This window comes from Microcoleus sp. Z1_A1, from assembly GCF_036700305.1.
Taxonomy (GTDB): domain Bacteria; phylum Cyanobacteriota; class Cyanobacteriia; order Cyanobacteriales; family Microcoleaceae; genus Microcoleus.
This window is the reverse complement of the sequence record NZ_JAUBOR010000002.1, coordinates 76,139-90,051: the sequence shown is the minus strand read 5'-3', so window position 1 is coordinate 90,051 and position 13,913 is coordinate 76,139. Positions and strand designations below refer to the sequence as shown.

The following is a 13,913-nucleotide window of genomic DNA, read 5'->3' as shown; positions in this document are numbered from 1 at the left end:
GGGGAGTAGGGGTTGGGCCTAAGAGCCCGCCCTAAACATACAAGTTAAATGCACAACAGCTTACTCATCTTCTGCATAGATAAACCGATACAATTCGCTAGGATCTGGTTCAGCGCTTTTCTCAGCAAAATCCACTGCATCGTCAATTACTGCTTGAATCTTACGATCGATCTCTTTCAATTCTTCAGCCGTTGCCAAAGTTCGATCGATCAACTCAGCAGCCAACTTCTTAATCGGATCGCGGGGGAACCAATATTCCTTCTCTTCCTTAGAACGCAACTCATCAGGATCGGCCAAAGAATGCCCGCGAAAGCGATAAGTCAAAGCCTCGATCAAAGTCGGTCCCTCGCCGGCCCGCGCCCGCGCCACAGCTTCCTTCGCCACTTCCCGCACCGCCAAAACATCCATCCCGTCAACCTCAAAACCAGCCATGCCAAAAGCATGAGCCTTCTTGTAAATTAGCGGGTCAGAAGTAGCTCGCTCGTGGGCCATCCCGATCGCCCATTTGTTGTTTTCCACAACATAAATAATCGGCAACTTCCACAAAGCCGCCATATTCAAACACTCAAAAAACTGCCCGTTATTTGCAGCACCATCGCCAAAAAAACAAGCAGTCACGCCATCGGAACTCTCATCCCCCAAAGCTTCGCGCCGGTACTTCGATTGAAAAGCCGCACCCGTAGCTACAGGAATTCCCTCAGCCACAAAAGCATAACCTCCCAACAGTCGGTGTTCTGCCGAAAACATGTGCATCGAACCGCCGCGGCCCTTCGAGCAACCCGTTTCCTTCCCGAACAACTCCGCCATTACCTCCCGCGCCGGCACGCCCGCGCTCAAAGCGTGAACGTGATCGCGGTAGGTGCTGCTAACGTAATCAGTGTCATCCCGGCGCATCGATCGAATCACGCCAGTAGACACAGCTTCCTGACCGTTGTACAAGTGGACAAAACCAAACATTTTGCCCCGGTAGTACATCTCAGCACACTTGTCCTCAAAGTAGCGCCCCAAGACCATATCCTCGTAGAGCATTAAGCCCTCATCCCGAGAAATGGTTACGCTTTGCGCGTCAAAAACTGGTAAAGTCCGTTCCTGAACCATAAATAATTAATACCCGACGATCGGCTTCCTAGACATGTGAACTACCCAGCGCTGACATAAAGGTACAGCGTGAGCTTCTGACTTCTACGGGGATTGCGTCAACTTGGACTTGCGTCCCAGTCTCGGACTCACATCCCCTCCATCAGCAGCAGTCCTGGTTCCCAAGACCGATAGCATTCTGATTCCTTCTGCTCTGATATTGGTTGCAGCGTTGCCATCTCTATCGTGATGAGTACCACAACTAGGGCAAGTCCATACCCTAACACCTAATGGCATTTCATTCACCTGATAGTGACAATTTGAGCAGAGTTTCGAGCTAGGGAACCATCGGTCAATCTCTACTAACACTTTACCTTCGCGGTCAAGTTTGTAATGCAAGAAATTGACAAACATTCCCCAACCTACATCAGAAATTGCTTGAGCTAGTTTGTGATTACGAACCATGCCCTTAACGTGAAGGTTTTCGACTACGATGACTTGGTTATCGTCAACAAGCTTTCTTGACAGCTTATGCAAGTAGTCTTGGCGGACATTGCTAATTCGTTCGTGAACCCTAGCCACCAGTTTCGTGGCTTTATTTCTAGACTTGCTTCCTTTCTCCTTTCTGGCTAATTTTTGCTGCTTTCTTTTCAGGTTGCGTTCATGTTTTGCTAAATGCTTGGGATTAGGGTACTTGGATGTCTTGATGCCATCATTAACAACAGCAAAATCTTTCAATCCCAAGTCAACTCCGGCAACTTTTCCATCGGTGCAAGCAACTGGTTTATCTCCTTCGAGTTTTGTCAGCACAGAGGCATAGTATTTCCCCGAAGGAGTAACACTGACTGTTACAGTTTTGATGGTTCCTTCAATCGGTCGATGTAACTTGGCTTTGACAAGGCCGACACGACCGGGAAACTTGAGGGAGCCGTCAACCAGTTTGACTGATTGCGGGTACTGGATTGACTGCCTATTTTTCTTGGATTTGAATCTAGGGTATTTTGGCCTAGACTCAAAAAAGTTCTTGTAAGCAGTTACCAGGTTAAGCGTAGTAGCTTGCAGAACCTGAGAGTAACACTCAGACAACCATTGTGTTTCTTCTTGTTTTTTAAGGTTTGGCAGGAGTTTGTTTAACGCAACTTGGGTCAAGCCTTTACCCGTGGCTTTGTAGGTTTCAATACACATATTTAGTGCGTAATTCCACCACCAGCGGGAACAGCCAAAGTGTTGAGCTAGTATCCCCTGCTGTTGGGTTGTCGGATATAGCCTAACTTTGACGGCTTGATGCTGCATTGTTTTCACATCCCTTTAGAATTATATATATTTCTGATAAAATTATTCCCTCTAGCTTGCAAATTTTACGCCTGATTGACCAGATAAAATTTGCTTGGGGGAGTCCATGTATCCCAACGCTGACCCAACGGGTACAGGGTGGGACTTAGAGCTGCCCCAAACCCCCTCAAAAGTTAAAATGAGTTTGGCCCTCGGGGCGGATTGCCGGGACTCGGAGAACAAACTCCCATCTAAACCCCATGCACACGAATGATATAATTCCATTACTCTCAAACCCGAAAATGCTCAAGAGTCAAACCACTCATTTAGCTGACGGGCAATGGGCCTTGGCATTTTCCTCACTGTAAAACGCCCTAGAGGGAAAAAAATCAGAGTATCTCTACGGCAAGTCCAACATACCGTGAAGGGGGCGGTTGGAAGCCAACACCAGAATTTTTGATTTGGTTTGCGGGAGTATGTCACTTAAGATAGGCTAATTCAGTTGCTAGCGCTTTGGGGAAGTGGACAGTTCTTTAACTTATGTTAATTCCACTAGATTACTACCGGATTTTGGGTCTACCGATTCAAGCTACTGCCGAACAGTTGCAGCAGGCTCACCGCGATCGAACTTTACAGCTTCCGCGCCGGGAGTATTCCGAAGTTGCGATCGTCGCCCGCAAACAACTGCTCGATGAAGCCTGCGCCGTTCTGTCAGACTCAGAGGGGCGCAAAGCTTACGATGCCAGTTTTTTAGCCAAAACTTACGATCGAGAGTCGGAAGCCGCACAGGAAGCCAAGCACCAGAGGTCAAAAACCTCAGCAGGCTCGGCCACCTTCCTGCAAGACGCAGGAGAAACCGCTCCGGCAGAGTCCAAGGCTTTAGAGGCTGCTCCCGACCCCCACACTCCAAGTATTGAAATCGATGACAACCAATTCGTAGGAGCCCTGCTCATACTGCAAGAACTGGGAGAATACGAACTCGTACAGAAGCTGGGTCGCCCGTATCTTAACAATGGCAGCATCGCGATCGCAGAAGGTCGTTTCGGCGACCCGCAGCTCGTGAGGCCAGATATAGTTTTAACCGTCAGCCTTGCCTGTCTAGAACTCGGCCGCGAACAGTGGCAGCAAGGTCAGTACGAAAATGCCGCAAAATCATTAGAAGCAGGTCAAGAATTGCTGCTGCGCGAAAGCCTATTTGCAAGCGTGAGGGGTGAAATGCAAGCCGACATATACAAACTCCGTCCGTACAACATTTTAGAGCTATTATCACTTCCGGAAGAAAAAGTCGCTGAGCGTCGCAAGGGACTGGAAATCCTGCGAGAAATGCTTCAAGAACGAGGCGGTATCGACGGTTCGGGAGACGATCGATCGGGTTTAGGAATAGAAGACTTCCTCCGGTTCGTGCAGCAAATGCGTAAACACCTAACCAGCAGCGAGCAGCAGGCGCTATTTGAAGCCGAAGCCGGCCGCCCCTCCGCAGTCGCCACTTACCTCTCGGTCTACACCTTGTTAGCCCAAGGATTTGCCGCCAGACAGCCATCGATGATCCGTCGGGCCAAGCTGATGCTGATGCAACTGGGTCGCCGCCAAGACGTTCACCTGGAAAAAGCCGTCTGTTCCCTGCTGCTGGGCCAGACAGAAGAAGCCAGCAGAGCCCTGGAACTGAGTTCGGAAAAAGAACCCCTGGCCTTCATTCGCGAACATTCCCAAGATTCACCCGACTTGTTGCCCGGACTGTGCTTGTACGCCGAACACTGGCTACAAGAAGAAGTGTTTCCCCACTTCCGCGACTTGGCCAACGAGTCAGTGTCCTTGAAAGATTACTTTGCTGACCCGAAAGTACAAGCTTACCTAGAAGCTTTGCCACAGGACGCAGAAACCGCCAACGAATGGGTCGTGGTGCAGCCCCGCTCCGGCAAGCTTCCAGGGCGACTGCAACCGACAGCAGGCCGATCGCCCGCTGCCATACCCACACCGGCACCCACAGCCAAGCAGGGAGCCAGTACGGTCACGTTGACCCCCGTACCGGGCGCGGATTCCACCGCAGCCTCTGGCGCGAAATCCCCGGCAACGGTGGCCGCGCCTAGCGCTGTTGCCCCCGTCTCTCTCCCGATAGCTACAGTGCCACACCCTGCAGAATCGACTTCCAAACATCGCAGACGCCAACATTCAGGGCGCAGCGGAGCAAGTGGCAAGGGGCTAAAGGGCGATTTTGTCGATCGAGCGCGCACCAAGGCAACAGAAATTACCGCCCAAGTCAAGTCCATGCCTCCAAACAAGCTGGCTTTGCTTCTAGTGGCAGGTGTCCTGAGCCTGTTATTCCTGTGGTTAATACTCAGTCTGTTGGCTAGCGCGATGCAAGCCCTATCGGGCCCCCTCCAAGGAGAGCAAGCCCTCGTTCGCCTGGAAGAACCGCCCATAGAAATCCCTGCCTTGGCCCCAACCCCAGAACCGAGCGCCACAGGCGCAGTATCGGGAGCAATCACTGAGGAATCAGCCGGACAAATAGTTCAAAGCTGGCTATCGGCGAAAGCAGCGGCTTTGGGCCCCAATCACGCTGTCGAAGAATTAAAGCAAGTTCTCACAGAACCGGCTTTGTCTCGCTGGCAATTAATGGCAGAAGCTCAACAGCGTAACAACGCGCACCAGCGTTATGTACACAAGCTGCAAGTTAATGGAGTTACCACAAATCCGACTAATCCCGATCGCGCCCAAGTAGATGCCCAAGTCGCGGAAAAAGCCGAAGTGTTCGATCGTTCTCAACTCGTTTCTTCCCGCAATGAAAACCTGCGGGTGCGCTACGACTTGATCCGCCAAGAGGGACAGTGGCGGATTATGGATTGGCAAGTGATTAAGTAAGGAATTGGTAATTAGTAATTGAGCAGAAGGAGTCAGAAGTCAGAAGTCATATTATGTCGAGTAGATTACGCCTAATAAGGTAGGGGCGGGTTCACGAAAAATATCTGCCAATAATTGACAATCTCAAAAACCCGCCCTTTTAATCGCTCGATATCCATCCGATATGATATCAGAAGAAAGAAGACTGGATTAAGCATACCTATGCCTGAAGTCAGGGGTAACTGTCACGGAAAGAATTTTTTGGTGTCCACGATTAAAATCGCGGGATTTAAAGCTCGATTCTCCATCCTGTCCCACAGAAACTGTTCTGGATTCTGGCTCCTGAATTATTCGTAATTGGTAATTTATGCTGGCTAATTACTAATTACCAATTTCTGATTATTAGGTGAATTTTTAATTCCAAAAGCGGGAGTTTTGAATTGCAGATTATTGTTGAAGGCTGGCGTTTTATTTATCATTCCTATTGCGTAGCCAATCAATTTCAACTGCTGGAAATGCACGCGCGGCGCAGCTATCCCGTAGGGAATCGCCCGCGAGGACAAATTGAGCTTTTTCACCGCGATATGCCCTACATTGACCCAGCTTGGGAGACGAAAATTAGTTTATTCGATCGCCCAAATGAAACTTTACTCCGCAGCATTAAGAGCCCTGCGGTAAATCAGTCAGCGGATGTTACGCTCCGAATATACTGCCCGTGGGACTTCTCGGCATCCAGCAGCGCTCAAACTTGGGTATTTGCAGCTACAGAATGGGGGATTATTACGAGTTCAGTATTACAGGGGATGGGTGTTAAGTCGATCGCCGAAACTGCGGTTAACTCAGAAACGAAAATTATTACACCTTCAGCTTGGTCAAAAGCTGGCTTAATTCGCAGCGGTGTTGAGGCCGATCGCATTGCCGTCGTACCTTTGGGAGTCGATCCTAAGATTTATTATCCTGCTGCGGGCGATCGGCGTCAATCACTGCGCCAAAGCTTGGGCTGGTCAAACTATTTTATATTTTTAAACATCGGAGGACAAACGGATCGCAAAGGTATTCGCCCTTTATTAAAAGCCTTCGCTGCGGTAGTTGACAAATATCCAGATGCGAGATTAGTTTTAAAAGGTTCTGAACTGCTTTATCCGTCGAGAGACGAGATTGCCCAAGCCTGCCGAGTTGTGCTCAACGATGCGGAAAGAGCGAGGGTTTTACCAAGATTAATTTATACTGGTAGCCAGCTATCTTTTGCTCAAATAGCAGAGTTTTACCAAGCAGCAGATGTTTATGTTTCTCCCTATTTGGCAGAAGGTTTTAATCTGCCGGTGTTGGAAGCTGCCGCTTGTGGTTTGCCGGTTATTTGCACTGCGGGCGGCCCTACGGATGATTTTACGCGATCGAACTTTGCACAGCGGATTGAGAGTAAATTTACGGCTGTGGTGAGTGACGGGGAAACCTTATTTATCTTAGCTCCTGATGGGGAACATTTGATTGATTTGATGTGCAGGGCGATCGAACAGCCTGGATTGGCTGCGAAAGCGAGGGTTGCGGGCCCGGCTTTTGTGGCTGAAAATTTTACTTGGAGGCGTGTAGTCGATCGATTGCTTGAGGTTATGGGAGGAGATAAAAAGAGAGAGGAGAGGTCTATTTTTGAGCCAATAATTTTGTAGTTTGGGCGTTTCAAGCCCTAGATGGGGAAATAGGTTTTTTCCGGCGGATGATTTTTTGTCATTGGTCGTAGTTGCCGTTGAATTCGTTTCAATCCCTGATAGGGTTTTAGGTTTTTTCCGGCTTAAGTGATAGCAGGGTGATAGCAGGGTGATACCAAGTTTCAATCCCTGATAGGGTTTTAGGTTTTTTCCGGCGGGGTTTGCAGATTGTGTCGGAAGTATGAAAGGTTGGTTTCAATCCCTGATAGGGTTTTAGGTTTTTTCCGGCGAATTGTTCTATCAGTGTCGAAAGAGGTTTGGATGGAGGTTTCAATCCCTGATAGGGTTTTAGGTTTTTTCCGGCAATGTGACGGGTCAGTTTTGCCCGTGAACGTGACATTGTTTCAATCCCTGATAGGGTTTTAGGTTTTTTCCGGCAACTTAATCGAATTCAGCCAATTTGTATCGCTGGCAGTTTCAATCCCTGATAGGGTTTTAGGTTTTTTCCGGCTCTAGCTGTCCGTGATCGGTCAGCCAGTTCGTCACGGTCATTAGATCGGTGGGACGTTTCAATCCCTGATAGGGTTTTAGGTTTTTTCCGGCTCATCTCTGCCAACCCCAACAGACACATCAATTCTCGATGTTTCAATCCCTGATAGGGTTTTAGGTTTTTTCCGGCCTACGAATCTGGGCCCCTCACGCCAGAGATAGTGGTTTCAATCCCTGATAGGGTTTTAGGTTTTTTCCGGCGGGAGTTGTCACCCAAAGTGAGTAAAAGCGATCGTCGTTTCAATCCCTGATAGGGTTTTAGGTTTTTTCCGGCCAGAGATGGAATTGCTCAAAGAAACTGAGCCAAAAGTTTCAATCCCTGATAGGGTTTTAGGTTTTTTCCGGCCAAGCAGCACTGCCTGTATATGTGCTCTTCAAGAGATATTAGTGTTTCAATCCCTGATAGGGTTTTAGGTTTTTTCCGGCGTGATGGATTAGCAGTTTCCTGCCGCAAGCCTGGTTTCAATCCCTGATAGGGTTTTAGGTTTTTTCCGGCACAAAAAGGCAGTCATCTTCCTTGTCAATACTTTCGTTTCAATCCCTGATAGGGTTTTAGGTTTTTTCCGGCCGGATATTTACACGGAAACGGAAATAGTCCGTGTGTTTCAATCCCTGATAGGGTTTTAGGTTTTTTCCGGCTGCAGGTGAAATTAGCAAAAGTGCGCGTCTTACTTGTTTCAATCCCTGATAGGGTTTTAGGTTTTTTCCGGCGCTAGCCCGCGCCTGTGAAGAGCATCTGCTGTGCGTTTCAATCCCTGATAGGGTTTTAGGTTTTTTCCGGCGTGACCAATGTTCAGTAATACGAATATGCTTTGTTAAAGTTTCAATCCCTGATAGGGTTTTAGGTTTTTTCCGGCCCACCACACTCCCTAGGGCTTCACCCCATACTCCAGCTTGTTTCAATCCCTGATAGGGTTTTAGGTTTTTTCCGGCCAAATTTGCCGCAGCACTCATTAATGAAATCTTGGTTTCAATCCCTGATAGGGTTTTAGGTTTTTTCCGGCTGGCATCACCTAAAACACTGCACGTGAAAAAAATGAAAGTTTCAATCCCTGATAGGGTTTTAGGTTTTTTCCGGCAAGCTTTTGCAGAGCTTAGCGGGTTGATGATCCAGTTTCAATCCCTGATAGGGTTTTAGGTTTTTTCCGGCCGCGGGCCGCTACATATCAATTGCTTGCCGGCCGTTTCAATCCCTGATAGGGTTTTAGGTTTTTTCCGGCCGTAGGCACGTCTTAGTATAAGGATCATAGGGTGTTTCAATCCCTGATAGGGTTTTAGGTTTTTTCCGGCTAGAGTTATTCGATAAGTATCTAGAGTTAGTACAAGGTTTCAATCCCTGATAGGGTTTTAGGTTTTTTCCGGCAGTAGTAGATGGCTATGTGCAACTCAGACAATCAAGTTTCAATCCCTGATAGGGTTTTAGGTTTTTTCCGGCTAATCGTGAGCAAGTAATAGATTATTTTTTATGGCGTTTCAATCCCTGATAGGGTTTTAGGTTTTTTCCGGCTTTGGAGCCTTCTTCGACCCTAGACAAGGAAGAAGACTGTTTCAATCCCTGATAGGGTTTTAGGTTTTTTCCGGCCTCAAAAACGTGACGGCAGATTCCATACAAACTGGTTTCAATCCCTGATAGGGTTTTAGGTTTTTTCCGGCATGAACGAAGATGCTATCGTACCGTACATCATAGTTTCAATCCCTGATAGGGTTTTAGGTTTTTTCCGGCTTGAAAATCCTGTAAATTGTGTTTGCAGTTGAGCACTGTTTCAATCCCTGATAGGGTTTTAGGTTTTTTCCGGCTGGAATTGTGGGAATCGAGTAAGGCAGATTTGTACCTGTTTCAATCCCTGATAGGGTTTTAGGTTTTTTCCGGCTAAGCAAGTTCCGTCAGACATGATTTCTGTAGGTGTGTTTCAATCCCTGATAGGGTTTTAGGTTTTTTCCGGCTTGAGCCACCTAATATCAACAAAACTCTTAGCAAGTTTCAATCCCTGATAGGGTTTTAGGTTTTTTCCGGCCGCCCGTTCCAGAAGCCAGGGTGTATTTGGTTTTCAAGGTGCAGTTCCGTGAATCTAAAACAAAAGTACCATTCCAGCCTTCGGGTTGTCAATACCAAAAATTTCATATTCACTCCAAAACCTTATCCTGTAAAGCTTTCAGACTTTCCGTGAATCGTTTTTTCAGAGGAGGGGCATCAAACTCTTGCTGCACATGAGTTTGAGCCGAAAAATTTGATACCCCTATTTTAACACCTACCGGTTCACGGAAACTAGGCAAAAAATATTGTGCGATCGACTGGCACTAGCCCACCAATGCGTTCAATCTTACCCTGACAGCAAGCGCACAGCGGAAAAAACCAAATACTGTCTTCCTTGGGTTAGATGACTTTGTTCGGCATGGCGATCGTAACTTAGATTTGAGTCCTAGCCTCCATCCATCTCCTCAACTGGTTGGATGACCTTGTTCGGCGTGGCGATCGTAACTTAGACTTGAGTCCTAGCCGGAATCAATCTCCTCAACTGGTTGGATGACTTTGTTCGGCATGGCGATCGTAACTTAGACTTTTTGGGCTGCGAAATAGGCTTCGCCCCGAGTAAATGACTTTGTTCGGCGGGGCGATCGTAACTTAGACTTGAGTCCTAGCCGAAATCAATCTCCTCAACTGGTTGCATGACTTTGTTCGGCATGGCGATCGTAACTTAGACTTGAGTCCTAGCCGGAATCAATCTCCTCAACTGGTTGCATGACTTTGTTCGGCATGGCGATCGTAACTTAGACTTGAGTCCTAGCCGGAATCAATCTCCTCAAACTATTCCGCCAACCAGAAAGCAAAGCGATTAAAAAACAACTCCGATCTATCAAAAAAAATTAGCTCATATTCAACAGCTAACGGCTTAGACACTTATCTCTAAAATCTCACAAAAGAGCCAGATAAAAGCTGCCAAGTCCTAGACTTATCAAAATCTATGCTTTAGAAAATCACAGACCACAACTTATATTTTACCGAAATTGAATCTCCAATTAATTGCTAGGAGTGATTTTCCCTAACTTATTCAGCGAAACCTAAACATTCAATAAGTAGCGAAGTTTAACCTGCCATATTTGCGGTATTTGTGCTTCGCCGTTCCGAAAAACATTATTGGCAAATTGCATACACAATCCCCAAATTAACTTAAAATCAGTAGAGTGGCATTTACCTTAAAACAACCTATGACAAAAGCCGAAATTAGCACCAAAAATATCACAGTTCCTAACGGGGATTTGCAAATAGCTGCATACCTAGCCCAGCCAACCTCCCCAGGGCAATTTCCCGCAGTTATCGTGATTCAAGAAATCTTTGGCGTCAACTCACACATCCGCGAAGTTACTGAAAGAATAGCAAAAGAAGGATATGTGGCGATCGCCCCAGCCATCTACCAGCGTCAAGCCCCCGGCTTTGAAACCGGCTACACACCCGAAGCCATCCAAATCGGCAGAGAATACAAAGAAAAAACCACCGCTTCCGAACTTCTCGGCGATATCCAAGCCACGATCGATTATCTCAAAACTCTACCCTCAGTCAAACCAGAAGGTTTTGGCTGCATCGGTTTCTGCTTTGGAGGGCACGTCGCCTACCTTGCCGCTACTTTGCCCGAAATCAAGGCTACAGCGTCGTTCTACGGCGCCGGTATCGCCACCCAAACCCCCGGCGGCGGCACCCCCACGATCGCCCGCACAGCAGACATTAAAGGCACTCTCTACGCCTTTTTTGGCACTCAAGACCCCAGCATTCCCTTAGAACAAGTTGACCAAATCGCCGCCGAATTGCAAAAACACAGTATTTCTCACCAAATTTTCCGCTACAATGCCGATCACGGCTTCTTCTGCGACCACCGCGGCAGTTACGACGCTACGGCAGCAGCCGATTCGTGGAGGCAGGTGAAGCAGCTATTTCATCAGAAAATATGGGTGGAAACCCCGTCCTTCTAGGACGGCTTTGCCTTTTTACCGCAATTTAACCAGAAAGTTGAGAGGTTTCGCTGTAGAATAGAATATGCAGCGAGACCAATAGGATGTACCTGACTCAAAAGAACCAAATCCGCAATCTAAACAAGTCTGAGTTTTTGGCACTGCGAGAGTTGTGTCGTCTTAGCAAAAATCTCTACAATGTAGGGCTTTACACTGTTCGACAATACTACTTTCAGGAGCGCAAACACTTGCGTTACGAATCTGCCTACCATCTGTGCAAAGAAAACGAGAACTATCGTTTGCTAAACACGGATATTGCTCAACAGACTTTGAAAGTAGTAGACAGAACGTTTCACAGTTTCTATGCCTTGATTAGCGCTGTTAAATCTGGCCGCTATCAACCGAAGGTGAGATTGCCTCACTACTTACCCAAAGATGGCTACTTTGTATTGATAATTCCTCGGATCGTGGTTAAGGACGGACGGTTTAATGTACCGATGTCAAATGCTTTCAAGAAGCTGTTTGGAGCGGTATCTATTCCATTCCCTGAGAGACTTAATCCTGAAGCTATCAAAGAAGTTCGGATACATTCTAAGTACAATGCTCGATTCTTTGAAGTCGAGTTTGTTTCCCAGGTTGAACCAGAACCTGTTGAAACAGTCGTTGATAGCGCTATTTCCATTGATTTGGGATTGGACAATTTGGCTACTTGCGTTGACACCAATGGGGCATCCTTTATTGTGGATGGTCGTAAACTTAAATCTATTAACCAGTGGTTCAACAAAGAAAATGCCAGATTGCAATCTATCAAAGATAGACAAAAGATTGAGCGGATAACTGAGCGTCAAGCTAGATTGCTTGTCAATCGAAACAATCAAGTTAGGGACTATCTCAGCAAAACGGCAAGGCTGATTATTGACCATTGCATTGCCCAGAAAATTGAGCGCGTGATTGTCGGGTTCAATTTGGGCCAGAAGCAGGAAATCAATATTAGCAGTCGCAACAATCAGAACTTTGTCCAAATTCCTTTTCATACTTTGAGAGGTAAGCTGAAATCGCTTTGTGAGCGTTACGGCTTGCTCTACCTTGAACAGGAAGAATCGTATACAAGCAAAGCTAGCGCTTTGGATGGTGACGATTTGCCTGTCTACAATGCCGGCAAACCAGCAACTTACCAATTTTCTGGCAAGCGTGTTAAGCGCGGATTGTATCGGACTTGGGAAGGACATTTGATTAACGCTGATTGTAATGGTGCTGCAAATATTGGCAGAAAAAGTAAGCAGAATGGTTTTACCGGACTGTCTAGAGGCTGTTTGGCACAGCCATTACGAATCAAGATCCACGCTTGATTGCGGTTCTTAAGAATCCCCTCGCCTTCAGGCAGGGGAGTGTCAACAGCAACTTCAACCAGCTTAGAGAGTGGGAGATGGGGAGATGGGGAGATGGTCCGATAGTCCGATGGTCCGGGTGGGAAAATTTTTCTACTGACAACAGACAACTAAATTACTGACAACTGACAACTAAACTGACATGAATTCCAAATCTACAGGTTCTCAAAGCGCAAAACCATCCTTTTCAATGGATGATTTTGCTAAAGCCCTCGAACAGCACAATTACGAATTCCAGAAGGGACAAGTAGTGCGCGGCAAAGTGTTCGAGTACGACTCAAACGGCGCGTATGTTGATATCGGCGGCAAGTCTTCGGCTTTTTTGCCGATCGAAGAGGCTGCTTTGAGAACAGTAACGGATTTGTCGGAAGTGGTTCCGCTGGACGAGGAACGGGACTTTTTGATTATCCGCGAACAAGATGCCGATGGCCAAGTTACCTTGTCTCTGCGGCAGTTACAAATTCAGCAAGCTTGGGAAGATTTAGTGGAATTGCAGGAAACCGGTAAAGTTCTTCAGGTGCGGGTTTCTGGCGCAAATAAGGGCGGCGTGACTGTAGATGTTCAGGGAATGCGCGGCTTTATTCCCCGATCGCACTTAGTCGATCGCGATAACCTAGAATCGCTGATCGGTCAATCTTTGAGCGTTAATTTCTTGGAGGTCGATCGCGAACGGGAAAAACTCGTACTTTCCCAGCGGATGGCCACTCAATCGAATGCTTTCAAGGACTTGCAAATTGGTCAGTTGGTGGAAGGAAAAGTCAGCAGCATCAAGCCTTTTGGCGTGTTTGTGGACTTGGAAGGAGTTAGCGGTTTGCTGCACATCAAGCAAGTCAGCCAAAAATATATTGATAACCTTGGCAAGGTGTTTGCTCCCGGTCAACCCCTGAAAGCGATCGTGCTTGACCTCGATGAAAGTCGTGGCCGAATTTCACTTTCTACCCGGGTACTAGAAAATTACCCAGGGGAAATGGTGGATAAGATGGCGGATGTTATGGAGACTGCAGAAGAGCGATCGGAACGTGCTAGAAAGACTCTTTCTTAAGTCTTGATCTAATTACCACCCCGACTTTTAAGAAGTCGGGGTGGTAAGAGTGCGATCGTTTTACGTTTAATTAAGTTGATTTACTTATTTTGCATTTTACATCGACTTCTTATACCAGTTTCCCAAAAGAATCCCACTATAGCAATCGTCGCATCA

General features: G+C 47.1%; 7 protein-coding genes and 1 CRISPR repeat array. Of the genes, 5 read left to right on the top strand and 2 right to left on the bottom strand.

Annotated features, from left to right (window positions below):
- Nucleotides 1-60 precede the first annotated feature (60 nt).
- On the bottom strand, nt 61-1,098 hold the full coding sequence (gene pdhA, locus QT973_RS01540) for a pyruvate dehydrogenase (acetyl-transferring) E1 component subunit alpha (protein ID WP_333053708.1): 1,038 nt from the start codon (nt 1,096-1,098) through the stop codon (nt 61-63).
- A gap of 84 nt (nt 1,099-1,182) precedes the next feature.
- Nucleotides 1,183-2,370 carry an RNA-guided endonuclease TnpB family protein gene (locus QT973_RS01535; protein ID WP_333053707.1) on the bottom strand — a complete coding sequence of 396 codons (1,188 nt, stop codon included), beginning with the start codon at nt 2,368-2,370 and terminating at the stop codon, nt 1,183-1,185.
- 519 nt (nt 2,371-2,889) lie between these two features.
- Between QT973_RS01535 and QT973_RS01530 the strand changes: the two genes are divergently transcribed.
- The 5 genes from QT973_RS01530 to QT973_RS01510 all read left to right on the top strand — a co-directional run bounded on the left by QT973_RS01530 (nt 2,890) and on the right by QT973_RS01510 (nt 13,757).
- A complete protein-coding gene (locus QT973_RS01530; protein WP_333053706.1) occupies nt 2,890-5,208 on the top strand; it encodes an IMS domain-containing protein in 2,319 nt (772 codons plus the stop codon).
- A gap of 419 nt (nt 5,209-5,627) precedes the next feature.
- The gene (locus tag QT973_RS01525) at nt 5,628-6,854 is read left to right on the top strand and encodes a glycosyltransferase family 4 protein (protein WP_333259183.1); all 1,227 of its coding nucleotides are present in this window, start codon (nt 5,628-5,630) and stop codon (nt 6,852-6,854) included.
- Nucleotides 6,855-6,939: 85 nt separating this feature from the next.
- A CRISPR array of direct repeats spans nt 6,940-9,397; the repeat unit is 37 nt; unit sequence GTTTCAATCCCTGATAGGGTTTTAGGTTTTTTCCGGC.
- 1,192 nt (nt 9,398-10,589) lie between these two features.
- A complete protein-coding gene (locus tag QT973_RS01520) occupies nt 10,590-11,348 on the top strand; it encodes a dienelactone hydrolase family protein (protein WP_333231760.1) in 759 nt (252 codons plus the stop codon).
- 83 nt (nt 11,349-11,431) lie between these two features.
- Entirely contained in the window at nt 11,432-12,676 is a 1,245-nt protein-coding gene (locus QT973_RS01515; RefSeq protein ID WP_333053702.1) for a transposase, read from the top strand.
- Nucleotides 12,677-12,857: 181 nt separating this feature from the next.
- Nucleotides 12,858-13,757, top strand: a complete 900-nt coding sequence (locus QT973_RS01510) for a S1 RNA-binding domain-containing protein (RefSeq protein ID WP_333053701.1) — start codon at nt 12,858-12,860, stop codon at nt 13,755-13,757.
- The last annotated feature ends 156 nt before the right edge of the window (nt 13,758-13,913 follow it).